This window comes from Bradyrhizobium sp. LCT2, from assembly GCF_009931255.1.
Taxonomy (GTDB): domain Bacteria; phylum Pseudomonadota; class Alphaproteobacteria; order Rhizobiales; family Xanthobacteraceae; genus Bradyrhizobium; species Bradyrhizobium diazoefficiens.
The window spans coordinates 4,854,938-4,879,240 of record NZ_CP034432.1; the positions used below are offsets into that span (position 1 = coordinate 4,854,938).

Below are 24,303 nucleotides of genomic sequence, written 5' to 3' on the forward strand. Positions count from 1 at the left end.
GGCAAACCGGCAGGCACAAAGGATATTCAACGATGGCAACGATCACAGCTGCGATGGTCAAGGACCTGCGCGAGTCGACCGGCGCGGGCATGATGGACTGCAAGGCCGCACTGACCGAAAACGACGGCAACATGGAAGCGGCGCAGGATTGGCTGCGCAAGAAGGGCCTTTCGAAGGCCGCCAAGAAGTCGGGCCGCGTCGCGGCCGAGGGCCTCATCGGCGCGCTCACCAAGGGCACCAAGGGCGTCGTGGTCGAGGTCAACTCCGAGACCGACTTCGTTGCGCGCAACGGCCAGTTCCAGGGCCTGGTCAAGATGATCGCCCAGGTTGCGTTCGACGTCGGCGCCGATGTCGAGAAGATCAAGGCCGCCAAGGTCGGCGACGTCACGATCGAAACCGCGATCAATGACGCGATCGCGACCATCGGCGAGAACATGACGCTGCGCCGCGCAGCTTCGCTCGAAGTGAGCCAGGGCGTGGTGTCGCACTACGTCCACGGTGCGGTCATCGACGGTGCTGGCAAGATGGGCGTGATCGTGGCGCTGGAATCGCCGGGCAAGGCCGACGAGCTTGCCGCGCTCGGCCGCCAGATCGCGATGCATGTCGCCGCCGCCAACCCGCTGGCGCTCGATCCGTCCGGCCTCGATCCGGCGGTCGTCAAGCGCGAGAAGGACGTGCTCGCCGACAAATATCGCCAGCAGGGCAAGCCGGAGAACGTGATCGAGAAGATCGTCGAGTCCGGCCTCAAGACCTACTACAAGGAAGTCTGTCTGCTCGAGCAGGCCTTCATCCACGACACCGGCAAGTCGGTGGCGCAGGCGGTGAAGGAAGCCGAAGGCAAGGTCGGCGGCGCTGTGAAGATTGCGGGCTTTGTGCGCTATGCTCTCGGTGAGGGAATCGAGAAGCAGGAAAGCGACTTCGCAGCCGAGGTCGCTGCGGCCAGCGGCAAGAAGTAAGCGCCGGAACGTTCCTTCCGGCGTGCCGCCGGAAGCGGCGGCCGGACAAGGAAAAGTGCTCATGACTGATCCGGTCTATCGTCGCGTCGTGATCAAGCTGTCCGGCGAATATCTCGCGGGACAGCAGGGTTTTGGCATCGATCAGCCGACCGTCGATCGGGTTGCGGACGATCTGATCGCCGCCCGCCATCTCGGCACCGAGGTTGCGGTCGTGATCGGCGGCGGCAATATCGTGCGCGGCGTCGAGGTGTCCTCCCGCGGCGTCTCGCGCCCGACCGGCGACACCATGGGCATGCTCGCCACCATGATGAACTGTCTCGCGCTGGAAGCGGCGATCGAGCGCAAGGGCACGCCGGCGCGCACGCTGTCGGCCTTCGTCATGCCCGAGATTTCCGAGCTGTTCACCCGGACTGCGGCGCACAAATACCTCGCCGAGGGGCGGATCGTGCTGCTCGGCGGCGGAACCGGCAATCCGTTCTTCACCACCGATACGACCGCGGTGCTGCGCGCCGCCGAGATCGGCGCACAGGCGGTCCTGAAGGCGACCAATGTCGACGGGGTCTACTCGGCCGACCCGAAGAAGGATCCGACCGCCACGCGGTTCGACCGGCTGACGCATTCGCAGGCGATCGAGGGCGGCTACAAGGTGATGGATGCGACCGCCTTCGCGCTTGCCCGCGAGACGTCGCTGCCTATCATCGTGTTCTCGATCGCGGAGCCGGGGTCGATCGGTGCGATTCTGCGTGGCATCGGCCACGGTACCATCGTCGCCGGCTGACGGCTCATCTGGCGCGCCCTGAAGGGAGGGGCGCGGTGAGGTCGCCGGGATTTTGAAGGAGAAACGTGATGCCCACGGGAAATTTCGACCTCAACGAAGTAAAGCGCCGCATGCAAGGCGCCGTCCAGTCCCTCAAGCACGAGCTCGGCGGCTTGCGCACCGGCCGCGCCTCTGCCTCGATGCTCGATCCGGTGCAGGTCGAGGCCTATGGCAGCCACATGCCGCTGAACCAGCTCGCCACCGTCAGCGTGCCCGAGCCGCGCCTGATCTCGGTGCAGGTCTGGGACAAGTCGATGGTCAAGGCGGTGGAGAAGGCGATCGTCGATTCCAATCTCGGCCTGTCGCCCGCGACCGAGGGCCAGGTGCTGCGCCTGCGCATCCCCGAGCTCAACGAGGAGCGGCGCAAGGAGCTCGTCAAGGTCGCGCACAAATACGCGGAGGCCGCCAAGGTCGCCGCGCGTCACGTCCGCCGCGACGGCCTCGACGTTCTGAAGAAGCTCGAGAAGAATCACGAGATGTCGGAGGACGATCAGAAGCGTCATGCCGACGAGGTCCAGAAGGTGACCGACGGCACGATCGCCGAGATCGACCAGCTGCTGGCCGCCAAGGAAAAAGAAATCCTCACCGTCTGAGGCTGCCGTCATGTCCAACGCCGCCGCGCCCGCAACGGAAGGACCCGATCGGTCCGACGCGCCTGCGCATGTCGCCATCATCATGGATGGCAACGGGCGTTGGGCCGCCGCGCGCGGTTTGCCGCGGGCCGAAGGTCATCGCCGCGGCGTGGAGGCCTTGCGCCGCGTGGTGCGCGCCTCGCACGAGCTCGGCATCCGCTATCTCACCATCTTCTCGTTCTCGTCGGAGAACTGGTCGCGTCCGGCGAGCGAGATCGGCGATCTGTTCGGCCTGCTCAGGCGGTTCATCCGCAACGATCTCGCGAGCCTGCATCGCGACGGCGTCAAGGTCCGCATCATCGGCGAGCGCGACGGGCTCGCGAGCGACATCTGCGCGCTGCTCAACGAGGCCGAGGAACTGACGCGCGACAATTCGCGTCTCACGCTCGTCGTCGCCTTCAACTACGGCTCGCGGCAGGAGATCGCGAAGGCGGCACAGAAGCTCGCGCGCGAGGTCGCGGAGGGCAGGCGCGATCCTGCCACGATCGACGCCGAGACGCTTGGGGCGCATCTCGATGCGCCCGACATTCCCGATCCCGATCTCATCATCCGCACCAGCGGCGAGCAGCGCCTGTCCAACTTCCTGATGTGGCAGGCGGCCTATAGCGAGCTCGTGTTCGTGCCGATCCACTGGCCCGATTTCGACAAGGCGGCGCTGGAAGGCGCGATCGCCGAATTCGCCAGGCGCGAGCGCCGTTTCGGCGGCCTGGTCGCGAAAACCGCCTCGTGAGCGAACCCGAGACCGTACCGGCTGGCTCGAAGCCTGCCCCAAGCAATCTCGTGATGCGGGTCCTCGCAGCGCTGGTGCTGGCGCCGCTTGCCATTGCGCTCGCTTATGCCGGCGGCTGGCTGTGGGCGCTCCTCGTCACGCTGGTGTCGATCGGGCTGTTCGCGGAATGGCTGATGGTGGTGGGCGCGGGGTCCGTTGCGCTGACCGCGTGCGGAACGATCGTCCTCGCCATCATGGGCTTCTGCGTCGCCTTCGGCGCGCTCAAGACCGCAATCGTCACCGGCCTCGTTGGCGGGGCCATCGTGACGCTGATCGCGCGAGGCAAGTTCGTCTGGGCGGCCGCCGGATTCGCCTATGCATCGGCGGCGCTGCTGGCCTCGATCCTGGTACGGCAGGATCTCGTGAACGGCTTTGCCGCGCTGATGTTCGTGCTGCTCGTGGTGTGGGTGACCGACATTGGCGGCTATTTCGCCGGCCGCGGCATTGGCGGACCGAAGCTGTGGCCGCGCGTGAGCCCGAAGAAGACCTGGGCCGGCGCGCTCGGCGGCTTTGCCGCCAGCCTTGCGGTCGCTGCCGGCTTTGCGGCTTGCGGGCTCGGGAAGGCGGTTCCACTGCTGCTCGTCAGCGCCGTCCTGTCGGTGGTCTCGCAGCTCGGCGATCTCTTCGAATCCGCGGTGAAGCGGCGCTTCGGTGTCAAGGATTCCAGTCACTTAATTCCCGGCCATGGCGGTCTACTGGACCGTCTGGACGGTTTTGTCGCCGCCATCCTGGCGGCATGGATTATCGGCTTTCTCCGCCATGGTGTGCATAGCGCCGGAAGCGGTCTTGTGGTTTGGTGAGGATATGAGCGCGGTCCCATTGCGTAACAATAAGGCTGCGGCGTCTGCCGTCCGCAGCGTCACGGTTCTCGGTGCCACCGGCTCGATCGGCGACAGCACGATGGATCTGCTGCGCGCCTCTCCTGAGCGCTACCGTGTCGAGGCGCTGACGGCGAACGGCAATGTCGAAGCGTTGGCGAAGCTCGCGAAGGAGTTTTCGGCGCGCTTCGTGGCGATCGCCGACACCTCCAAGTTCGCCGAGCTCAAGGCTGCGCTTGCGGGCACGAGCACCGAATGCGGCGCCGGCGAAAGCGCGGTGATCGAAGCCGGTGCGCGTCCGGCCGATTGGGTGATGGCCGCCGTGAGCGGCGCCGCCGGACTGAAGCCGGCGCTCGCCGCGGTCGATCGCGGCGCGCATGTCGCGCTCGCCAACAAGGAATGCCTCGTCTGCGCCGGCGATTTCTTCATGCAGCGCGCGGCGAAGGCCGGCGCCTGCATCCTGCCAGCCGATTCCGAGCATAATGCGCTGTTCCAGGCGCTCGGCTCCGGTAATCGCGACGAGCTGGTCCGTGTCATCATCACGGCATCCGGCGGTCCGTTCCGGACCTGGAAACCTGCCGACATCGAGCAGGCGACGCTCGCCCAGGCGCTGAAGCATCCGAACTGGAGCATGGGCCAGAAGATCACGATCGATTCCGCCTCGATGATGAACAAGGGGCTCGAGGTGATCGAGGCCTCCTACCTGTTCGCGCTCTCGCCCGACGAGATCGACGTTCTTGTTCATCCGCAGTCGATCATCCACGGCATGGTCGAGTTCTCCGACCGTTCGGTCGTGGCCCAGCTCGGCTCTCCCGACATGCGCACCCCGATCGCCCACTGCCTCGGCTGGCCCGATCGCATCAAGGGACCGGCAGCCAAGCTCGATCTGGCCAAGATCGGCCAGCTGACCTTCGAGGCGCCCGATTTCGAGCGGTTCCCCGGACTACGGCTGGCTTACGATTCGCTCCGGACCGGGAAGGGGGCGACCACGGTGTACAATGCCGCCAACGAGGTCGCGGTCGCCGCCTTCATCGCCGGCAAGATCCGGTTCGGCGCGATTGCCCGGCTGGTGGAGGCGACGTTGGAGGACTGGATCCGCGGCGGGAACCAGACGCCCCTGACGTCCGCCGACGATGCAATCTCTGTTGACCATGTTGCTCGAAATAGAGCTGCCGCCCTATTGCCTCAAATTGCCTTAAAGGCATCCTAGATGGTTCGGGGCCAGGGCCTTGCGGCGCTGGATGAGGGAATTCGATGATCGACTTTTTTGTCCATAGTTTCAATACGTTGAGCCATGGGCTCCTCGGCTACGCAGTTCCCTTCCTCTTCGTCCTGACCATCGTCGTGTTCTTCCATGAACTCGGCCATTTTCTGGTCGCGCGCTGGGCGGGCGTTCGGGTGTTAACCTTCTCGCTCGGCTTCGGGCCTGAGCTGGTCGGTTTCAACGACCGCCATGGCACCCGCTGGAAGATCTCGGCGATCCCGCTCGGCGGTTACGTCAAGTTCTTCGGCGACGAGAGCGAGGCTTCGACGCCGTCGGCCGAGACGCTCGCGGCCATGACGGCCGAGGAGCGCGCCGGCAGCTTCCACCATAAGAAGGTCGGCCCGCGCGCCGCCATCGTCGCGGCCGGACCGATCGCCAATTTCATTCTGGGCGCGCTGATCTTCGCCGGCATGGCCCTGTATTACGGCAAGCCGAGCACGATCGCGCGCGTCGACGGCGTCGTCGCCGATGGCGCGGCGGCTGCGGCCGGCTTCAAGATCGGGGACATCGTCGTCCAGATCGACGGCAAGCCGATCGAGAGCTTTGCCGACATGCAGCGGATCGTGGCGATGAATGCCGGTTCGGCGCTTGCCTTCCAGGTGAAGCGCGACGGCGCCATCGTGTCGCTGACCGCGACGCCGGCGCTGCTCGAGCGCAAGGATCCGTTCGGCAACAGCCACCGCCTCGGCGTGCTGGGCGTCGAGCACAAGTCACAGGCTGGTGAGGCCTCGACCGCACCGGTCGGGGTCGGCGAGGCGCTCAAGATCGGGGTCGAGCAGGTCTGGTTCATCATCACCAGTACCTTCAAGTTCCTGGGCTCGCTGTTTGTCGGAAACGGCAATCCCAACGAGGTCAGCGGCGTCCTTGGAATCGCGAAGATGTCGGGGCAGGCGGCCAGCGCCGGGTTCCAGTTCGTGATCAACCTCTGCGCGGTGCTGTCGGTGTCGATCGGCCTGCTGAACCTGTTCCCGATCCCGCTGCTGGATGGCGGTCACCTTATGTTCTATGCGGCGGAGGTGGTTCGCGGCCGGCCCCTGTCCGAGCGGACTCAGGAAATGGGGTTCCGAATCGGGCTGGGTTTGGTGCTGATGTTGATGGTGTTTGCGACCTACAACGACATCCTGCGGATGGCAGCTTCCTGATAGGGGCTTTTTTGTGGCGTTGCTGTTAGGCAACGTCTTGGAATGAAATTGAAATTGCGGCGCGCTCGGCCGTTTGCGGCGTCGGTGAAATTGGCTACAAGCGGCCTGAACTTGGGGAATCTCCGGACCGGCGTTGGGGTTGGGTCTGGCACGGAATGATAAGGGCGCGTTGCGCAATGAAGTTTGGACTGCGACTCCGGGGGGGCTTGCTTGCCACCCTGATCATGTTCGGCGCGCCGGTGGTTGCCCCGATTGGGGCTGCTCTTGTGTCTTCGTCTGCGCTTGCGCAGACCGTCCAGTCGATTTCCGTCGAAGGAAATCGCCGGGTCGAGGTGGAGACGATCCGCTCCTATTTCAAGCCGGGTCCGGGCGGTCGCCTGGATCAGGGCGCCATCGACGACGGCCTCAAGGCGCTGATCGAGACCGGCCTGTTCCAGGACGTGAAGATCAACCGCGGCGCCGGTGGCCAGATCGTCGTCTCCGTGGTGGAAAACCCGGTGATCGGTCGCATCGCCTTCGAGGGCAACAAGAAGATCAAGGACGAGCAGCTCGGCACTGAAGTCCAGTCCAAGGCGCGCGGCACCTTCTCCCGCGCCATGGTGCAGTCCGACACGCTGCGAATCGCCGAAATCTATCGCCGCTCCGGCCGCTACGACGTCCGCGTCACGCCCGAGGTCATCGAGCAGCCGAACAACCGCGTCGATCTCATCTTCACGATCGAGGAGGGCGCCAAGACCGGCGTCAAGTCGATCGAGTTCGTCGGCAATGTCGCGTTCTCGTCCTACCGCCTGCGGGACGTCATCAAGACGCGCGAATCGAACCTGCTGAGCTTCCTTGCCAGCGGCGACATCTACGATCCCGACCGCGTCGAGGCCGACCGCGACCTGATCCGCCGCTTCTACCTCAAGAACGGCTTCGCCGACGTCCAGGTCGTGGCCGCGCTCACCGAATACGATCCGGAGAAGAAGGGCTTCAACGTCACCTTCAAGATCGAGGAAGGCGCCCAATACCGCGTCGGCGCGCTCGACTTCCGTTCCAGCATCCCGAACTTCGATCCGAACTCGATGCGCGCCTATTCGCGCGTCAATGTCGGCTCGCTCTACAACGTCGAATCGGTCGAGAAGTCGGTCGAGGAGATGCAGATCGAGGCCTCGCGCCGTGGCTATGCCTTCGCCGTGGTCCGTCCCGGCGGCGACCGCAACTTCGAGGCGCACACCGTCTCCGTCGTGTTCAATATCGACGAGGGCCCGCGCACCTATATCGAGCGCATCAACCTGCGCGGCAACACCCGCACGCGCGACTACGTCATCCGCCGCGAGTTCGACATCTCCGAGGGCGATGCCTACAACCGCGCACTGGTCGATCGTGCCGAGCGGCGCCTGAAGAACCTCGACTATTTCAAGAGCGTGAAGATCACGACGGAGCCCGGCTCGTCCAGCGACCGCGTCATCCTGATCGTCGACATGGAAGAAAAATCGACCGGCGACTTCTCGATCTCCGGCGGTTACTCCACGACCGACGGCGCGCTTGCCGAAGTCTCGGTCTCCGAGCGCAACCTGCTCGGTCGCGGCCTGTTCGCCAAGGCGTCGGTGACCTATGGCCAGTACGCACGCGGCTATTCGCTGTCTTTCGTCGAGCCGTATCTGCTCGACTACCGCGTCGCGCTGGGCCTCGACCTCTATCAGCGTGAGCAGAAGTCCAACAGCTACATCTCCTACGGCACCAAGACGCTCGGCTTCTCGCCGCGCCTCGGCTTCTCCTTGCGTGAAGATCTGGCGCTGCAGTTGCGCTACTCGATCTATCGGCAGGAAATTACGCTGCCGTACTACCTGGCGAACTGCAATAACGTGCAGACGCTGCCCGATGGTTCGCCCAATCCTGCTTTCAACCCGAGCCCGGCGTTTGCCAACGCCACTGGGCTTAGCCTCGCCTCGACCAACGGCCTTGGCTGCTACAGCGACGGCGAAGCCTCGCTGCCGGTGCGCAAGGAGCTTGCCAACGGCAAGACCCTGACCTCGGCGCTCGGCTACTCTCTGAGCTACAACACGCTGGACAACAACAAGAACCCCACCGACGGTCTGCTCGTCGACTTCCGGCAGGACTTCGCCGGCGTCGGCGGCGACGTCACCTACCTGAAGAGCGTTATCGACGCGAAGTACTACACCCCGCTGGTGTCTGACATCGTCGCCGTCGCGCGCCTTCAGAGCGGCATCCTGACCAAGATGGGCAGCGATCTGCGGATGCTCGACCACTTCCAGATGGGCCCGAACCTCGTCCGCGGCTTTGCTCCGAACGGCATCGGCCCGCGCGACCTGAACCCCTTTGGCACGCAGGATGCGCTCGGCGGCACCAAGTACTGGGGCGCTTCGATGGAATTGCAGATGCCGTTCTGGTTCCTGCCGAAGGAAGTCGGTCTGAAGGGCGCGGTCTATGCTGACGCCGGCGGTCTGTACGACTATCAGGGACCGACGACTTGGTCGGCGACCGGTGAGACGACCACCACAAGGAACTCAAACTGCATCCCGTCCACCATCAATCCGGCGACGGCGGGCACCTGTACCGGCCTCGTGTACGACGACAGCAAGGTGATCCGCTCGTCGGTCGGTGTCGGCCTGATCTGGCAGTCGCCGTTCGGACCGCTGCGCTTCGACTATGCCGTGCCGCTCAGCAAGGGCAAGTATGACCGCACGCAGGAGTTCCGGTTCGGCGGCGGCACCTCGTTCTAATTCGATCAGCAGGGCATGATCCGGCCCCCTTGGGTTTCCCTTGGGTTTTCCTTGGGGCCGGTCTCCAATAAGATCGTGCTCAATCCGGGAGAAAAGGCATGATGCGGTTTGGCCGCTTCATGTCGAAGCCGGACCGCGACGGGGTGGAATGGCGCAGCCGACCTTCTTCACAAAGCCGCCTGCGACGGCGCTGGCCGATATTGCCACGCTGACAAAGGCGCTGCTGGTCGACCCCACCAGGGGCGATCACGTCATCACGGGCCTGGCCTCGCTCGACGAAGCCGGCCCGATGCATCTGGCGTTCTTCGACAACCTCAAATATGCCGATCAGCTCAAGGCGACCAGAGCGGGTGCCTGCCTGGTCAGCCCGCGCTTCGAGGCCCAGGTGCCCGCACACGTCGCCGTGCTGCGGGCGGCGCAGCCATTTCGCGCCTTCGTCAGGATCGCGCGGGAATGGCATGGCGACGCGCTGAGGCCGCAATCCTGGGTCGGCAATGACGGCATCGCGCCGTCGGCCATCATCGATCCCACGGCCCGGCTCGAGGACGGCGTGATCGTCGACCCCCTGGCGGTCATCGGTGCGGATGTCGAGATCGGCAGCGGCACGGTGGTCGGCGTCGGCGCCGTGATCGGCCCCGGCGTCAAGATCGGCCGGGACTGCAATGTCGGCGCCCGCACCGCCATCCAGTGCGCGCTGATCGGCAACGATGTGCTGATCCATCCGGGCTGCTCGATCGGCCAGGACGGTTACGGCTTCATCTTCTTCGGCCCTGAGGGGCACCTGAAGGTGCCGCAGACCGGGCGCGTGCTGATCCAGAACAATGTGGAGGTCGGCGCTGGCACCACCGTCGATCGTGGGTCCCTGCGCGACACCGTGATCGGCGAGGGCACCAAAATCGACAACCAGGTCCAGATCGGCCACAATGTGACGATCGGCCGGAATTGCCTGCTGGCGGCCCAGATCGGGCTGGCCGGCAGTTTGACCATCGGCGACAATGTGGCGCTGGGAGCAAAGGTGGGCATCAACAATCACCTCAAGATCGGCGACGGAGCCCAGGTCACTGCGATGAGCGGCGTCAAGGACGACATCCCGCCGAACGGACGCTGGGGTGGTTTTTTCGCCAAGCCGACCAAGCAGTGGTTCAAGGAAATTATCGCGGTGGAGCGCCTGGTACGCGACAGCAGGGCCGATCCGAAGGACGAGGGACGGGAATGACGGAGGGATCTCCTATTAAGTTCGAGCTGGTGGACATCAACGCGATCCTCCAGACGCTGCCGCACCGCTTTCCGATGCTGCTGATCGACCGCGTGATCAACATCCGCGCCGATTACAGCGGCATCGGCATCAAGAACGTCACCTTCAACGAGCCGGCCTTCCAGGGGCATTTCCCCGAGCGCCCGGTCTATCCCGGCGTCATGATGATCGAGGCGATGGCGCAGACGGCGGGCGTGATCGGCATCAAGTCGGTCGAGGGCACCGAGAAACCGCGCGCGGTCTATTTCCTCACCATCGACAAGTGCAAGTTCCGCAAGCCCGTGCTCCCTGGCGATACCATCGAGTATCACATGCGCTCGCTCGGCCGCCGCAAGACCATGTGGTGGTTTCACGGCGATGCCAAGGTCAACGGCCAAGTCGTCGCCGAGGCCGACGTCGGCGCCATGCTGACCGACTGAGCGGCTTACGACCCCGCGGACGGGCTCATACGCCGCAATCGTAGCGGCTGCCCGCTGCCTCGCGTCTGATCTTCCGGTTGAAGAACTGGCCCATGGACGGCGCGCCCAGGAGGCTGTCGACCGTTTCGGGATCAACGCCGCAGTAGCGGTCATACGCGCCGTTGATCGCGACGATCAGGTCCTGCTGCGCGCGGTCGTAGCAGACGCGCTGAAGCACCGTGCTGCGGGTGATGTCGCGGCATTCGAATGTCGCGAGGTCGACGGGCCGGTGTCCGCCGGTCTCACCGTCTCGGAGACGACCGGTGCGGCCGCGAGCTGTGCGAGCAGCATTGCCAGGGCCCTGACCACGATAGCTGAAGCTCCGCATGAACGTGTTGCCGGGAAGGCCGCCTCATCCGGCACGTGAAACACGTCGAGATCATACGTCACTGGACAGATCGGGCATAGTCGGGCTAACCAGCGGAAAACCGAACGACTTCAACACATAACCAGACCTTCTTGACGAGTTAGATTGCTTGATGAGCAAGATAGATCCCACCGCACGGGTCGAGGACGGCGCCGTGATCGGCGAGGGTACCGAGATCGGCCCCTACTGCATCATCGGCCCGAATGCCGTGATCGGCGCGAACTGCAAGCTGATCGGACAGGTCACCGTCATCGGCCACACCTCGGTCGGCGACAACTGCGTGATCTCGCCGTTCGCGGTGCTCGGCGGCGCGCCCCAGGATCTCAGCTACAAGGGCGAGCCGACCCGGCTCGAGATCGGCTCGGGCTGCACCATCCGCGAAGGCGCGACGATGAACGTCGGCACCATCAAGGGCGGCGGGCTGACGCGCGTCGGCAGCGGCGGCTACTTCATGAACAACAGCCATGTCGGCCATGACTGCATGGTCGGCGACAGCGTGATCTTCGCGACGTCGGCGACGCTCGGCGGCCATTGCGAGATCGGCGATGCCGTCTATATAGGCGGCCTGTCTGCCGTGCATCAGTTCACGCGCATCGGCCCGTATGTCATGGTCGGCGGGGTCTGCGGCGTACGCGACGACGTCATCCCTTATGGGCTGGTCAACGGTCAATATGCGGTGCTGGAGAGCCTCAACCTGATCGGCATGAAGCGGCGCAAGTTCACCAAGCAGCGGCTTGCGACCGTGCGCGCGTTCTACCAGAAGCTCTTCCACGGCCCAGGCACCTTCGCCGAGCGGCTCGAAGCGTCCAGGCCGCTGGCCGGCGAAGATCCGGCGATCGCCGAGATCCTCGGCTTCATCGGCAAGGGCAAGCGTCCGCTCTGTCTTCCCGCCATCGAGAAGTGAACCTGCGATGGCCGCGGACATGACATCGGCGGCGGCAGGGATTTCATCGCCCGTCGGCGTGGTCGCCGGCGGCGGCGCCATGCCGTTTGCGGTTGCCGACTCGCTCGCCACGCGCGGCATCACGCCGGTGCTGTTTCCGCTGCGCGGCGCCTGCGATCCGGTGCAGGTGGAAAAGTTCCGCCACCGCTGGATCTCAGTCGGCCAGCTCGGGCGCGCGATGCGGCTGTTCCGCGAGGAGGGCTGCCGCGACCTCATCTTCATCGGCACCTTGGTGCGGCCTTCGCTTTCGGAGATCCGGTTCGACTTCACGACATTGCGGTTGCTCGGCAATGTCATCCGTGCCTTTCGCGGCGGGGACGATCATCTGCTGTCCGGTGTCGGGCGCATTCTCGAACAAGGCGGCTTTCGCATGGTCGGGATCAAGGACGTCGCGCCCGACCTCTTGATGCCCGAGGGCTGCATCAGCCGCGCCTGGCCGAGCGACACCAGCAAGACCGACATCGAGCGCGGCCGCGCGGTCCTGACCGCGTTCGGGCCGTTCGACATCGGCCAGGCTGCCGTGGTGATCGACGGCCATGTGGTGGCGGTCGAGGATATCGAGGGCACCGACGCGCTGCTCGCGCGCGTCGCGCGGCTGCGCGAGGAGGGCCGCATTCGCGCGGCGACGGGCCGCGGCGTGCTGGTGAAGGCGCCGAAGAGCAGCCAGGACCTGCGTTTCGACCTGCCGACGATTGGCCCGCGCACCATCGAGGGCGTCGCGAGAGCCGGCCTTGCCGGCATCGCCGTGATCGCCGGCAACACCATTGCCGCCGAGCCGCAGGCGATGATCGCGCTCGCCGACGCAAAGTACCTCTTCATCATCGGCCTGCCGGCATGATGCAGGGGCGCGATCCCAAGCGAAAAATCTTCCTGATCGCCACGGAGGAATCCGGCGACCGGCTCGGCAGCGCCTTGATGAAGGTGCTGCGCCAGCGCCTCGGCGACGGCGTGCAGTTCGAAGGCGTCGGCGGCCGCACCATGGCGCGCGAGGGGCTCGAGACGCTGTTCCCGATCGAGGAGCTGTCGATCGTCGGTTTCGCCGCGGTGGTGCAGCAATTGCCGAAGATCCTGCGCTTGATCCGCGAGACCGCGGACGCCGTGCTGGAGGCCGTGCCCGACGCGCTCGTCATCATCGACAGCCCCGATTTCACCCATCGCGTCGCGCGCCGCGTGCGGGCGGGCAATCCTGCGATCCCGATCGTCGACTACGTCTCGCCGCAGCTCTGGGCCTGGCGGCCGGGACGGGCGCGGACCATGCTCGGCTATGTCGATCACGTCCTCGGCCTGTTGCCGTTCGAGCCGGAGGAATACCGCAAGCTCGGCGGGCCGCCATGCAGCTATGTCGGCCATCCCTTGATCGAGCAATTGGGGTCGCTGCGGCCGAATGCGGAGGAGCAGAAGCGCCGCAACAGTGAGCCGCCGGTGCTGCTGGTGCTGCCCGGCAGCCGGCGCAGCGAGATCCGGCATCATATCGAGGTGTTTGGCGCGGCGCTCGGCCGGTTGCAGGCGGAGGGGCGCGCGTTCGAACTGATGCTGCCGACCATGCCGCATCTCGAAGCCACCGTCCGCGAAGGCATCGCCAGCTGGCCGGTCAAGCCGCAGATCGTGATCGGCGAGGCCGAGAAGCGCGCCGCCTTCCGGCTCGCGCACGCCGCGCTGGCGAAATCCGGCACGGTGACGCTGGAGCTGGCGCTGTCGGGCATTCCGATGGTGACGGCCTATCGCGTCGGCGCCATCGAGGCCTTCATCCTGCGCCGCGCGATCCGCGTCTCCTCGGTGATCCTCGCCAATCTCGTGATCGGTGAGGATGTCATTCCGGAGTTTTTGCAGGAAGACTGCACGCCGGAGAAGCTCGCGCCGGCGCTCTCTGCGTTGGTCACCGAGACGCCGCAGCGTCAGCGGCAGGTCGAAGCCTTCGCCCGGCTCGACACCATCATGTCCACTGGCAACAAATCGCCGAGCGTGCTCGCCGCCGACGTCGTGCTCGCGACGATGCGGAAGGGGCGGCGGGCGAGCTAGCCGAGGCCGCCGTCGACCTGAAAACACTGGCGCGTGATGCGCTGGCTCTCATCGGAGGCGAGGTACAGCGCCATGTTGGCGATGTCGTCGGGTGTCACTGCATCGGGAATGGCCTGACGCCCACGAATCTCGGCGATGGTCTGCTCGTCGGGATACCACAGCCGGCGCTGGCGTTCGGTGATCACCATGCCGGGCGCAATGGCGTTGACGCGGATGCGGTCGGGACCGACCAGCCGCGCCAGTGAGTTGGTGAAGCCGACGATCGCCGCCTTTGCCGCGGCGTAGACCGGCAGCGCCGGCCCGCCGCGCATCCAGGCGATCGACGACATGTTGATGATCGAGCCGCCGCCGCGCGCCTGCATCTGCGGCACGACGGCTTGTGCGGCGAAGAAGACGTGCTTGAGGTTGACGCCGATCATCCAGTCGAACTCGGATGGCGTCACCTCGGCCAGCACCTGGCGCTGGTCGTTGGCGGCGTTGTTGACGAGGACCGCGGCATCGCCGAGCGATCCGTGGACCTGCGCGATCGCGGCGCGCAAGGCGTCGATGTCCAGGAGGTCGCAGCGCACGAAAAGTGGCGCCGCGCCGGACGCGGCCGCGACCTCCTCAACCAGCGATCCGCCGGCCGCTTCGTCGATATCGAGGAACGCGACGCGAGCACCCTGGGCCGCGAAGGCGCGCACGAAGGCGGCACCGATGCCGCTGGCGCCACCGGTGATCAGCACCACGCGGTCCGCGAGGCCGGCATAGCTCGTCTGGGTCATGCGATCAGTCGCTCCGTCTCGGGGTCGAACAGGCAGATGCGGCGGGTGTCGAGCGCGAACGGCGCCACGGCGCCCGGCGTGGGGCGGATGTCGGGCGAGATGCGCGCCTGCGCGGGCTCGCCGCCTAGCCGCAGCAGAACGATGGTCTCGGCTCCGGTGGGCTCGACCATCTCGACCGGCGCGGTGACGACGACGGGTGTGCCGATGCTACCGGAGAACACGCGGTCTCCCTCGGCGATGCATTCCGGCCTGATCCCGAGCACCACCTCGCGGCCGACATAGGACGCCGCGGCATCGTAACCCTGGAGGCGGAGACGGACCTCGTCCGGCCGTCCCGCGCCGATCACGACCACCGGCCCGTCGGCGTCGGCATCGAGCCGTGCGGGCATCGTGTTCATGGGCGGCGAGCCCATGAAGCGGGCGACGAACAGATTGGCGGGATAACGATACACGGTATCGGGGTCGGCAAACTGCTGCACGCTGCCCTGATGCATCACCGCGATCCGGGTCGCCATCGTCATCGCCTCGATCTGGTCGTGGGTGACATAGACGATGGTGGCGCCGATGCGCTGGTGCAGGCGCTTGATCTCCATCCGCATCTCCACGCGCAGTTTTGCGTCGAGATTGGAGAGCGGCTCGTCGAACAGGAAGAGCAGGGGATCGCGCACCAGCGCCCGGCCCATCGCCACGCGCTGACGCTGGCCGCCGGAGAGCTGCGACGGCTTGCGGCCGAGCAGGGGTTCGATCTGGAGCAGGCGAGCCACATTCGCCAGCGCCTTCTCCTGCTCGGCCTTCGGCACGTGACGGCATTCCATGCCGAAGGTGATGTTCTGGCGCACTGTCATGGACGGATAGAGCGCGTAGGACTGGAACACCATGGCGATGTCGCGGTCCTTGGGCGGGACGTCGTTGACGACGCGTCCCCCGATCTCGATCGTCCCCGCGCTCGGGCGATCGAGCCCGGCGACGATGTTGAGCAGCGTGGACTTGCCGCAGCCGGACGGCCCGACCAGCACGGTGAACTCGCCGCTCTCGATGTCGAGATCGATGCCCTTCAGCACCTCCAGATTGGCGTAGCGCTTGGACAGGGTGCGGATGCTCAGCGCTGCCATGACGGCTCCATCATTTCACGGCTCCGGCGGTCAGGCCGCGTACGAAGTACTTGCCGCCGATCAGATAGATCAGCAGGGTCGGCAGGGCGGCGATCATCACCGCGGCGCTTTGCACGCCATGCTGCGGGATATCGGCGACCGCGGCGGATAGCGCGATCAGCGCGGCGGTGACCGGCTGTTGCTGACCGGTCGTGAATGTCACGCCATAGAGAAACTCGTTCCAGATATGCGTGAACTGCCAGATCACGGTGACGATCAGGATAGGCGGCGAGAGCGGCAGGATGATGCGCCAGAAAATACGAAAGAACCCGGCGCCATCGATACGCGCAGCTCTTATCAACTCCTGCGGGATGGCAGTGTAGTAGTTGCGGCAGAACAAGGTGGTGAAGGAAAGCCCCTGGATCGTGTGGATCACGACCAGGCCCGTCAGCGTGTTCATCAGGCCCGTATCGCGCAGCACGATGGTCCAGGGCAGCAAACGCATCTGCTGCGGAAGAAAGATGCCGAGCGTGACGATACCGTAAATCCAGCTGTCGCCGCGAAAGCGCCAGAGCGAAACCGCGTAACCGGCGATCGCACCAAGCAGGGTGGAGAAGATCGTCGCGGGAACGGTCACGAGCGCGGAGTTCAGCACGTATGGCCGGATGCCGGCGCACGTCTCGGCGACGCAGAAACCGCTCCAGGCGGTGGCGTAATTGCTCCAGGCCAGATGTTGCGGCCAGCCGATCATCGACCCCTGCGCGATCTCCTCGTTGCTGCGGAGCGAATTCAGCACGACAACAGCCAGTGGCGCGAGCCATGCTACCGCGATCAAGAAAACGACGAGATAGATCAAAATCCGGCTTGGTGCGAAGGTTCGGTCACGCATGGTTCGCCCGCCGCCGCTGGACATATCGCCACGCTGCATAGGGCAGCAGCACCGCGAGAAGAATGAGCAGCATGAGCACTGCCGCCGCCGCTCCTCGTCCGAGCAGGCTGCGCTGGAACATCAGGTCATAGACGACAAGCGCTGGAAGCTGCGTCGCGATTCCAGGCCCGCCATTGGTGAGCGCGCGGACGAGGTCGAAGGTCGAAATCGCGAACTGCAGCTGGATGACGATGACGGTGATGGTGATCGGCCACAGCGTCGGCAGGATGACGCGGCGGTACATCCGGATCGGTCCGGCGCCGTCGATCTGCGCGGCCTTGATCAGGTCGGCATCGACGGAGCGGAGGCCGGCGAGGAAGAGCGCCATGGCAAAGCCCGAGGATTGCCAGATCGCAGCGATGACAATGGTCCAGATGGCCATGTCGCGGTCGATCAGCCAGTCGAACCGGAAGGAAGTCCAGCCGAGGTCGTGGACCAGCTTCTGGATTCCAAGGCCGGGGTTGAGCAGCCAGCTCCAGACCGTGCCCGTGACCACGAACGACACCGCCAGGGGGTACAGGAAGATGGATCGCAGCAGGTTCTCGCCGCGAATGCGCTGATCGAGCAGGATCGCAAGCATGAGGCCGGTCGCCAGACTCAGCAACACGAAGGCGCTGCCAAAGAGCAGCAGATTGTCGAGGGCGATCTGCCAGTTTCGCGATGCCGCAACCGCGGAATAGTTGCGCAAACCCACCCAGCCCGAGACCGGGACCAGAGTGGATGGCGTGAACGATATCCAGATCGTCCACAGCGAAAACGCAATGAGGTGCGCAGCCGACAACAGCAGCGGCACCCAGATCGTCAGAACTTCGGGCAGCCGGCGCACCACGTCAGAGGCCGCCGGCCGGCCCAGTCCTGTCGAGACGACGTTGGTCAACGTGCGCCCTCGACGGCCTCGGCGAGGCGTGTGGCCGCCTGCTCCGGCTTGATCGTCTTGTTCTTCACGTACTCCGTGATCACATCGATCATCGCCGCGGTCATCCCGTTTTCCTGCGCCATATTGTGCGCGAGGCTGAGGACCGCCTGATTGCTGGCGATGGCATCTTTCAGAGCAGCTGCGGTCCGCCGCTGACCGTCCGACCAGCCTTCGCCGGACAGATCGACATCGGTGCGCACGGGGATCGATCCCGTGATCTGCGAATACATCGTCTGGATCGCGGGATCCATGACGAGCTGGGCCATCAGCGTCTGGCCGGCTTGTAGGTCGGGCTCCTTGCGCTGCCAGAATATGAAGGCATCGGCATTCAACAGGAAGACCGGCTTGGCGTTGTCGCTGGGGCCTGGCGCGATGATGAAGTCCTCGAGCTTGAAACCGGCATTGCGCAATACGCCCTGCGCCCAACCGCCCATGATCATCATGCCCATGTCGCCGTCGATGAAGCGCTTCAGGTTGGTCGAAAAGTGTTGGGCGCCGACGTTGGGGTCCATCCAGTCGGCGATCTTGCGCACCTGTGCGAACGCGGCCTTGATCTCCGGACCCTCCAGGGTCTTCTTCTCGAGATTCATGATGGCCGCGCGGTATGCGATGGGACTGATGCCCGCCAGAGCGGCCTCGAATTTCTGCCCATCGTCGGGGCGGGTGCCGCCATTGGCGACGGGATATGCGACGCCGCCTGATTTCATCTTTTCGGCGAGATCATTGAAGTCGGCCCAGGTGACCGGGATCTTGTCGGCCTTGGCCTTGTCCATCGCGCGCCTGGAGAGGAACAGCATGTTGGTGCTGTAGATCTGCAAGGGCAGCGCGATCCATTTGCCGCCCGGCTTGTGCAATTTCGCGAGGTCTGGCGCAACGACCCTCTCGTAACCTGCAGCAGCGACGACAGCGTCGAGATCGACGGTCGGGGCGATCTTCGACCAGGCCGCGATCTCGGGGCCCTTGAGCTGCGAGCATGCCGGCGGATCGCCGGCAATGATCTGAGCGCGCAGCTTGTTCATCATCTCGGTGGTGAACCCGGGGACGGGCGAGTGCTGCCAGACCCCGCCTTTCTCCTCGAATTTCTTGCCGAGCGCGGTGATCGCCGCGCCGTCGCTGCCTGCGGACCATTGCGAGATCGCGGTCAAACGCGGCTTGACCGCGCCCTGCGCGCGGGCAAAGGCCGGCAGTGCGAGCGCGGCAACGGACCCAGCGAGCAGACGGCGCCTTGTTGTTGTGATCGGCATGGCAAGTTCCTCCCGGTGTGAACTCTTTTGCGCGAGAGCCGCGCAGCTTCAGGGCATCTCAGGCGGCCTCCGTCGATGCGGCCGGCATACCGCCGCGGCAAGCAAGGCAGAACGCAGCGAACGCCAGCGCGGCCCTGGGATCATTGCCGTTCGAGGGCGGCACGAAAGCGAGCGACACCTGCGCATGCTCAGGGCCGCCGAGCAGGCTGGCGTCGACGCCGTCGATCAGCGCCTTTCGATCGTCCTCCGCAAGGAGGGACGGCCAGCCGCTGATGGCAACGCCGCGGCATGGCTTGACGTTCAGCGTGTTGCCGATTGCGAGCCCCAGCCGGAACAGCCGCCGGCGCAGTTCCTGGCGAACGCGTGCTGAGAGCGGGATCGCGGTCACCCAATCGCTGCCGAGTTGAAGCAGTTCGGCCTCGGAAACACCAAGGAGCTCGGCCAGGGCGGGAAGCGACGTATAGGCTTCGACGCAACCGTGATGGCCGCAGCGGCAACGCGGTCCGTCGGTGCCGAACACCATATGGCCGAGTTCGACCGGCTGGAGTGCATCGGCCTCGGTCGGATCGTCCACCCAGGTGCCTGCGACGCCCTGGCCGACGAAGACGAAGAGATGCGCGCCGCTGAACGGATAGTTCTCCCTGCGGCAGCGGTGAAAGGTGGCGTGTGCGACGACCGAATTGGTGAACTCCACCGGCACGCCGGCAAACATCTGGGCGAGCATGGCGCCGATGCGCCCGACGTCGCAGGGGATGATCGGATTGGCCGACATGCTCAGCCGGCCGAGGCCTGGAATGGAGACGCCGATCTGTGCAAGCGCGATGCGGCGCCGCCGCGTCCAGTCACGCAGCAATGTCAGCGCCTCGCGAAACACCCCGCCGACGGACTCGGCCGTGGGCTTTGCCGGTAGCGCCACACGCTCCGTGTAGTGCAACTCGCCCGACAAGGTCCCAACGCCGACGCTGAGCCACTGGCCGGTCAGCTCGACGGCCGCAAGCGCCACCGAACCATCGAGCGACACCAGGCCCGTCGGGCCGCCGACGTAAGGGGCAGGGCGCCGCACCTCCTCGATCAGGCCTTCGGCTTTCAGGTCAAACAGGATGCGCGACAGGCTCGCTTCCGACAGGCGCACGGCCTTGGCCAGAGGCGGGCGAAACGAACCGCCCGACTGAAGCAGATGAGTCAAAATGGCAGCGCGCGTCTGCCGCCGACTTCTCGGCTGCTCCGGCATTTCCATCCCTATGGTCATTCTTACTTAGTGTAAGAATTTGCGCGCGGAGCGTTTCAACTGTCAAGCGTTTGCGGGGGCGAGGCACCGACTTGTTGTTGTGCGCGGCAACAAGATTGATGAGCGCAGCCTGCATTCGCAGAGCAGCGACACCACTCAGGAGAGACGGGCGACGTCGACGATGATCCGGTTGCGATTGTCCGGGTCGACCAGGACTGGCAACTCGCCCCCGACGGCGGTGCGGCTTTCGCGGCGGCCTGAACTGCTGAATGACATGCGCGTGACCGCTTCCCAACCCGGCCCGCCGCTCGGGTCGCTCACCGAGACCGTAATGTCCCACGTCCCGCCCGGCGCGCTGCTCGGTTGCACCTCGTGCGCGGTTAACACCTTCGCCGTGGTCGGGACTAAACCCAGGGCTCCAGCGCCGCCGGCGAGCGCAATCTCCATCTGCTGAGGCGTCAGGCCATTGACCAGACCGGGCGACGATGCCGAGTGCTCCACCTCGCGCCAGATGCCGGGAAACGGCCGGCGGCTTGGCGTGTCGGCCTGCTGCTCGCCGCGCAAATGCTCCGCGAGCCGTTCGGACGCGTCTCGCTCGGTCGGCACCAAATCCCACTCGATCCTGAACCGTGTGGGATCAGCGAGGTCCAGGGTGACCGGAAGCACCGTCCCGGGGCGCGGCCATTTCGGCTTGGGAACGTCGTAAGCGCTGTACCGCACGGCGGTCGCCGCGACGCGCTCCGCGGTGACGACCCCGTCAATGTCGCACCGGGGATAAAGCACCATCTCGCCGGCCGCATCGGGGAACGGCGAACAGGCCGCGACCTGCAGCCATCCGTCCACCGGGTTCGTGATCCGCATCGGCTCGCCCTGCGCTATGCTCGCTGTCCCCGGTATCCTGCCAAACAAAAACGGCGCCATCGTGAGATGGCGCCGTTTCGAAAGCCGTGCTGGCTGAAGACTTACTTGCGATCCTTGATCGCCACGTAGTCGCGGCGGGTGACGCCGGTGTAGAGCTGGCGCGGCCGGCCAATCTTCTGCTGCGGATCCTCGATCATCTCGCTCCACTGGCTGATCCAGCCGACGGTGCGGGCGACCGCGAACAGCACGGTGAACATCGAGACCGGGAAGCCCATCGCCTTCAGCGTGATGCCCGAGTAGAAGTCGACGTTCGGGTACAGCTTGCGGTCGATGAAGTACTGGTCGCTGAGCGCGATCTTCTCGAGCTCCATCGCCACCTTCAGCATCGGATCGTCGCCATGGCCGGTCTCCTTGAGCACGGCGTGACACATCTTCTGCATGATCTTGGCGCGCGGATCGTAGTTCTTGTAGACGCGATGACCGAAGCCCATCAGGCGGACTTCGCTGTTCTTGTCCTTCACCTTGGCGATGAATTCCGGAATCTTGTCGACCGAACCGATCTCGGCGAGCATCGCGAGCGCGGCTTCGTTGGCGCCGCCATGGGCCGGGCCCCAGAGGCAGGCGATGCCGGCGGCGATGCAGGCGAACGGGTTGGCGCCGGAGGAGCCGGCGATGCGCACCGTCGAGGTCGAGGCGTTCTGCTCGTGGTCGGCGTGCAGGATGAAGATCTTGTCCAGCGCGTCAGCCAGCACCGGATTGATCTTGTACTCCTCGCACGGCACGGCGAAGCACATGTGCAGGAAGTTCTCGGCGAACTTCAGCGAGTTCTTCGGATACACGAAGGGCTGGCCGATCGTGTACTTGTAGGCCATCGCCGCCAGCGTCGGGATCTTCGCGATCATGCGCATGGAAGCGATCATGCGCTGCTTCGGGTCGTTGATGTCGGTGGAGTCGTGGTAGAACGCGGCGAGCGCGCCGACGGAGGCCACCATCACGGCCATCGGATGGGCGTCGCGGCGGAAGCCCTGGAAGAAGCGGGCCATCTGCTCGTGCACCATCGTGTGATGGATCACGCGGTCGTCGAAATCCTTCTTCTGCGCGGCGGTCGGCAGGTTCCCGTAGAGCAGGAGGTAGCAGGTCTCCAGGAAGTCGCCGTTCTCGGCGAGCTGCTCGATCGGATAGCCGCGGTATTCCAGCACGCCCGCGTCGCCGTCGATATAGGTGATCTTGGACTGGCAGCTCGCGGTCGAGGTGAAGCCCGGGTCATAGGTGAACAGGCCCGACTGGCCGTAGAGCTTGCCGATATCGATGACATCAGGCCCGACGCTGCCGCTGTGGATCGGGAGATCGTAGTTCTTGTTTCCGACCGTCAGCGTGGCGGTCTTATTGCTTGCTTTTGCGTCCATCGTAGGTCCCCGATGTATGGTGAAACGGGCCGGACCCGGAAGGCCCCAACAACATGGTGGGGCAGGCCGGATGTTCCAGAAGGTACGGGGGAGATGGGTATATTATTGCTGTGTGCGCTGCAAGATGGCGCCGCGCATGCTCGACTTACGTCTAGCCTGGTCCCTGCCTAGTCCTTGGCCTGATCCTTAAGCCGGCCCAAACTTTCCTGGCGTCCCAGCACGTCCAAAACCTCAAATATACCAGGCGACGTGGTCCGTCCGGTCAGCGCCGCCCGCAGCGGCTGGGCGACCGCGCCAAGCTTGAGACTATTTTCCTCGGCAAAGGCGCGCAGCGCGGCTTCCGTCGTGGCGCCGCTCCATGTCTCGACATTCTCCAGCGCGGAATGAAGCTGGCCGATCAGCTTGCGGTTGTCGGGCGTCAGCAGCGCCTGCGCCTTGGGATCGAGCTCCAGGGGCCGGTCGGCGAAGATGAAATAGGCGCTGTCGATCAGCTCGATCAGCGTCTTGGCGCGCTCCTTCAGGGCCGGCATGGCCTTGAGAAGCTGCGCGCGCGTGGTGTCGTTTAACTTGGCCTTAAGCTCGTCGCGGCTGGGCACGACGTGGTCCAGCACATCCTCGAACATCTTCACGAGTGATTGATCGTCGGCGTGGCGGATGTAATGGCCGTTGAGGTTTTCGAGCTTGGCGAAGTCGAAGCGAGCGGCGGCGCGGCCTACGCTCGAGAGGTCGAACGCCGCGATCATCTCCTCGGTCGAGAAGATCTCCTGGTCGCCATGGCTCCAGCCGAGCCGCACGAGGTAGTTGCGGAGTGCGGCCGGCAGGTACCCCATGGCGCGGTAGGCGTCGACGCCGAGTGCACCGTGGCGCTTCGACAGCTTCGAGCCGTCCGGGCCGTGGATCAGGGGGATGTGGGACATGCTCGGCAGCGCCCAGCCCATCGCATCATAGATCTGCTTCTGGCGGGCGGCGTTGATCAGATGGTCGTCGCCGCGGATGACGTGGGTGACGCCCATGTCGTGGTCGTCCACGACCACCGCGAGCATGTAGGTCGGGTTGCCATCGCCGCGCAAAAGGACGAGGTCGTCGAGGTTCTCGTTCTGCCAGACCACGCGGCCCTGGACCTGGTCCTCGATCACGGTCTCGCCGGTCTGCGGCGCGCGCAGGCGAATGGTGGGCTTGACGTCGCTCGGAGCCGTGGCTGGGTCGCGGTCCCGCCACATGCCGTCATAGAGGCGGGTGCGGCCCTCCGCGCGCGCCTTCTCACGCATGGCGGTGAGCTCCTCGGCGGTGGCGTAGCAGCGATAGGCCTTGCCGTCGGCAAGCAGCTGCTCGGCGACCTCGCGGTGGCGGGCGGCGCGGCTGAACTGGTAGATGACGTCGCCGTCCCAGCCGAGCTCGAGCCATTTCAACCCGTCGAGGATGGCGCCGATCGCCGCCTCCGTGGAGCGCTCCCGGTCGGTGTCCTCGATCCGGAGCAGCATCTTGCCGCCATGCTTCTTCGCATAGAGCCAGTTGAACAGCGCCGTGCGGGCACCCCCGATATGGAGGAAGCCGGTCGGCGAGGGAGCAAAGCGGGTGACGACGGAATCGGTCATTCTTGGCAGGGCCTATGCATTGGAAGCGGTGGTGTATAGCAGGACCGGAGCATAACTAAAGCCCACGGCGGACCTGCCAGGCCTTGCTTATGCTCTTGGCTCAG

The 24,303-nt window shown here is 65.2% G+C and carries 22 protein-coding genes and 1 pseudogene; 13 read left to right on the top strand and 10 right to left on the bottom strand.

What is annotated here, in order from left to right:
• Positions 1–32 precede the first annotated feature (32 nt).
• The 10 genes from tsf (at position 33) to fabZ (ending at position 10,798) form a co-directional block, all read left to right on the top strand.
• Positions 33–956, top strand: a complete 924-nt coding sequence (tsf, locus tag EI171_RS23445; protein ID WP_011087628.1) for a translation elongation factor Ts — start codon at positions 33–35, stop codon at positions 954–956.
• A 61-nt stretch (positions 957–1,017) separates the two neighbouring features.
• Positions 1,018–1,734, top strand: coding sequence for a UMP kinase (gene pyrH / locus EI171_RS23450; protein ID WP_027545778.1), 717 nt, complete (start codon positions 1,018–1,020; stop codon positions 1,732–1,734).
• Positions 1,735–1,802: 68 nt separating this feature from the next.
• Positions 1,803–2,366 carry a ribosome recycling factor gene (frr, locus tag EI171_RS23455; protein WP_028171750.1) on the top strand — a complete coding sequence of 188 codons (564 nt, stop codon included), beginning with the start codon at positions 1,803–1,805 and terminating at the stop codon, positions 2,364–2,366.
• 10 nt (positions 2,367–2,376) lie between these two features.
• Positions 2,377–3,135 carry an isoprenyl transferase gene (locus tag EI171_RS23460; protein ID WP_161534795.1) on the top strand — a complete coding sequence of 253 codons (759 nt, stop codon included), beginning with the start codon at positions 2,377–2,379 and terminating at the stop codon, positions 3,133–3,135.
• Complete coding sequence (locus EI171_RS23465) at positions 3,132–3,974, top strand: phosphatidate cytidylyltransferase (RefSeq protein ID WP_011087624.1); 843 nt, start codon at positions 3,132–3,134, stop codon at positions 3,972–3,974. The genes EI171_RS23460 and EI171_RS23465 overlap by 4 nt, the downstream gene beginning before the upstream one ends.
• Before the next feature lie 4 nt (positions 3,975–3,978).
• Positions 3,979–5,202, top strand: coding sequence for a 1-deoxy-D-xylulose-5-phosphate reductoisomerase (gene dxr / locus EI171_RS23470; RefSeq protein ID WP_011087623.1), 1,224 nt, complete (start codon positions 3,979–3,981; stop codon positions 5,200–5,202).
• Positions 5,203–5,246: 44 nt separating this feature from the next.
• On the top strand, positions 5,247–6,398 hold the full coding sequence (gene rseP / locus EI171_RS23475; RefSeq protein WP_011087622.1) for an RIP metalloprotease RseP: 1,152 nt from the start codon (positions 5,247–5,249) through the stop codon (positions 6,396–6,398).
• A gap of 176 nt (positions 6,399–6,574) precedes the next feature.
• On the top strand, positions 6,575–9,124 hold the full coding sequence (bamA, locus tag EI171_RS23480) for an outer membrane protein assembly factor BamA (RefSeq protein WP_161534796.1): 2,550 nt from the start codon (positions 6,575–6,577) through the stop codon (positions 9,122–9,124).
• Between the two features lie 148 nt (positions 9,125–9,272).
• Entirely contained in the window at positions 9,273–10,340 is a 1,068-nt protein-coding gene (lpxD, locus tag EI171_RS23485; RefSeq protein ID WP_161534797.1) for a UDP-3-O-(3-hydroxymyristoyl)glucosamine N-acyltransferase, read from the top strand.
• Complete coding sequence (fabZ, locus tag EI171_RS23490) at positions 10,337–10,798, top strand: 3-hydroxyacyl-ACP dehydratase FabZ (RefSeq protein WP_011087619.1); 462 nt, start codon at positions 10,337–10,339, stop codon at positions 10,796–10,798. The genes lpxD and fabZ overlap by 4 nt, the downstream gene beginning before the upstream one ends.
• Positions 10,799–10,823: 25 nt before the next feature.
• Here the strand turns inward: fabZ and EI171_RS23495 are convergent.
• Positions 10,824–11,146, bottom strand: a pseudogene (locus EI171_RS23495) (KTSC domain-containing protein).
• Between the two features lie 170 nt (positions 11,147–11,316).
• On the opposite strand from EI171_RS23495, the gene lpxA reads away from it, so the two are divergent.
• From lpxA to lpxB, 3 genes are read left to right on the top strand one after another with little or no spacing between them, the layout of a single operon-like run.
• Positions 11,317–12,108, top strand: coding sequence for an acyl-ACP--UDP-N-acetylglucosamine O-acyltransferase (gene lpxA / locus EI171_RS23500; RefSeq protein WP_011087617.1), 792 nt, complete (start codon positions 11,317–11,319; stop codon positions 12,106–12,108).
• Between the two features lie 19 nt (positions 12,109–12,127).
• Positions 12,128–12,985 carry an LpxI family protein gene (locus EI171_RS23505; RefSeq protein ID WP_161537064.1) on the top strand — a complete coding sequence of 286 codons (858 nt, stop codon included), beginning with the start codon at positions 12,128–12,130 and terminating at the stop codon, positions 12,983–12,985.
• Positions 12,982–14,166: a lipid-A-disaccharide synthase gene (gene lpxB / locus EI171_RS23510; protein WP_161534798.1), complete on the top strand. Its 1,185-nt coding sequence runs from the start codon at positions 12,982–12,984 to the stop codon at positions 14,164–14,166. The genes EI171_RS23505 and lpxB overlap by 4 nt, the downstream gene beginning before the upstream one ends.
• Here lpxB and EI171_RS23515 read toward each other — a convergent pair.
• The 9 genes from EI171_RS23515 to gltX form a co-directional block, all read right to left on the bottom strand.
• Positions 14,163–14,930 (bottom strand): SDR family NAD(P)-dependent oxidoreductase, encoded by a 768-nt coding sequence (locus EI171_RS23515; protein ID WP_161534799.1) that lies wholly within the window; start codon positions 14,928–14,930, stop codon positions 14,163–14,165. The genes lpxB and EI171_RS23515 overlap by 4 nt on opposite strands.
• Positions 14,927–16,042, bottom strand: coding sequence for an ABC transporter ATP-binding protein (locus tag EI171_RS23520; protein ID WP_161534800.1), 1,116 nt, complete (start codon positions 16,040–16,042; stop codon positions 14,927–14,929). The genes EI171_RS23515 and EI171_RS23520 overlap by 4 nt, the downstream gene beginning before the upstream one ends.
• A 10-nt stretch (positions 16,043–16,052) precedes the next feature.
• Entirely contained in the window at positions 16,053–16,910 is an 858-nt protein-coding gene (locus EI171_RS23525; protein WP_161534801.1) for a carbohydrate ABC transporter permease, read from the bottom strand.
• Positions 16,903–17,826, bottom strand: a complete 924-nt coding sequence (locus EI171_RS23530; RefSeq protein ID WP_038967845.1) for a carbohydrate ABC transporter permease — start codon at positions 17,824–17,826, stop codon at positions 16,903–16,905. The genes EI171_RS23525 and EI171_RS23530 overlap by 8 nt, the downstream gene beginning before the upstream one ends.
• Entirely contained in the window at positions 17,823–19,109 is a 1,287-nt protein-coding gene (locus tag EI171_RS23535; protein WP_161534802.1) for an ABC transporter substrate-binding protein, read from the bottom strand. Before EI171_RS23535 ends, EI171_RS23530 begins: the two co-directional genes overlap by 4 nt.
• A gap of 58 nt (positions 19,110–19,167) precedes the next feature.
• On the bottom strand, positions 19,168–20,346 hold the full coding sequence (locus EI171_RS23540; protein WP_202633002.1) for an ROK family transcriptional regulator: 1,179 nt from the start codon (positions 20,344–20,346) through the stop codon (positions 19,168–19,170).
• Positions 20,347–20,493: 147 nt separating this feature from the next.
• On the bottom strand, positions 20,494–21,198 hold the full coding sequence (locus tag EI171_RS23545) for a hypothetical protein (RefSeq protein ID WP_246740252.1): 705 nt from the start codon (positions 21,196–21,198) through the stop codon (positions 20,494–20,496).
• Between the two features lie 101 nt (positions 21,199–21,299).
• Complete coding sequence (gltA, locus tag EI171_RS23550) at positions 21,300–22,604, bottom strand: citrate synthase (protein WP_011087607.1); 1,305 nt, start codon at positions 22,602–22,604, stop codon at positions 21,300–21,302.
• 167 nt (positions 22,605–22,771) lie between these two features.
• Positions 22,772–24,199, bottom strand: a complete 1,428-nt coding sequence (gltX, locus tag EI171_RS23555; RefSeq protein ID WP_028171772.1) for a glutamate--tRNA ligase — start codon at positions 24,197–24,199, stop codon at positions 22,772–22,774.
• Positions 24,200–24,303 lie beyond the last annotated feature (104 nt).

Excerpts from the sequence above, each read along its gene's own strand:
- tsf (WP_011087628.1), top strand. The coding sequence starts at position 33 with ATGGCAACGATCACAGCTGCGATGGTCAAGGACCTGCGCGAGTCGACC.
- pyrH (WP_027545778.1), top strand. The coding sequence starts at position 1,018 with ATGACTGATCCGGTCTATCGTCGCGTCGTGATCAAGCTGTCCGGCGAA.
- frr (WP_028171750.1), top strand. The coding sequence starts at position 1,803 with ATGCCCACGGGAAATTTCGACCTCAACGAAGTAAAGCGCCGCATGCAA.
- EI171_RS23460 (WP_161534795.1), top strand. The coding sequence starts at position 2,377 with ATGTCCAACGCCGCCGCGCCCGCAACGGAAGGACCCGATCGGTCCGAC.
- dxr (WP_011087623.1), top strand. The coding sequence starts at position 3,979 with ATGAGCGCGGTCCCATTGCGTAACAATAAGGCTGCGGCGTCTGCCGTC.
- rseP (WP_011087622.1), top strand. The coding sequence starts at position 5,247 with ATGATCGACTTTTTTGTCCATAGTTTCAATACGTTGAGCCATGGGCTC.
- bamA (WP_161534796.1), top strand. The coding sequence starts at position 6,575 with ATGAAGTTTGGACTGCGACTCCGGGGGGGCTTGCTTGCCACCCTGATC.
- lpxD (WP_161534797.1), top strand. The coding sequence starts at position 9,273 with ATGGCGCAGCCGACCTTCTTCACAAAGCCGCCTGCGACGGCGCTGGCC.
- fabZ (WP_011087619.1), top strand. The coding sequence starts at position 10,337 with ATGACGGAGGGATCTCCTATTAAGTTCGAGCTGGTGGACATCAACGCG.
- lpxA (WP_011087617.1), top strand. The coding sequence starts at position 11,317 with ATGAGCAAGATAGATCCCACCGCACGGGTCGAGGACGGCGCCGTGATC.
- EI171_RS23505 (WP_161537064.1), top strand. The coding sequence starts at position 12,128 with ATGACATCGGCGGCGGCAGGGATTTCATCGCCCGTCGGCGTGGTCGCC.
- lpxB (WP_161534798.1), top strand. The coding sequence starts at position 12,982 with ATGATGCAGGGGCGCGATCCCAAGCGAAAAATCTTCCTGATCGCCACG.
- EI171_RS23515 (WP_161534799.1), bottom strand. The coding sequence starts at position 14,930 with ATGACCCAGACGAGCTATGCCGGCCTCGCGGACCGCGTGGTGCTGATC.
- EI171_RS23520 (WP_161534800.1), bottom strand. The coding sequence starts at position 16,042 with ATGGCAGCGCTGAGCATCCGCACCCTGTCCAAGCGCTACGCCAATCTG.
- EI171_RS23525 (WP_161534801.1), bottom strand. The coding sequence starts at position 16,910 with ATGCGTGACCGAACCTTCGCACCAAGCCGGATTTTGATCTATCTCGTC.
- EI171_RS23535 (WP_161534802.1), bottom strand. The coding sequence starts at position 19,109 with ATGCCGATCACAACAACAAGGCGCCGTCTGCTCGCTGGGTCCGTTGCC.
- EI171_RS23540 (WP_202633002.1), bottom strand. The coding sequence starts at position 20,346 with ATGGAAATGCCGGAGCAGCCGAGAAGTCGGCGGCAGACGCGCGCTGCC.
- EI171_RS23545 (WP_246740252.1), bottom strand. The coding sequence starts at position 21,198 with ATGCGGATCACGAACCCGGTGGACGGATGGCTGCAGGTCGCGGCCTGT.
- gltA (WP_011087607.1), bottom strand. The coding sequence starts at position 22,604 with ATGGACGCAAAAGCAAGCAATAAGACCGCCACGCTGACGGTCGGAAAC.
- gltX (WP_028171772.1), bottom strand. The coding sequence starts at position 24,199 with ATGACCGATTCCGTCGTCACCCGCTTTGCTCCCTCGCCGACCGGCTTC.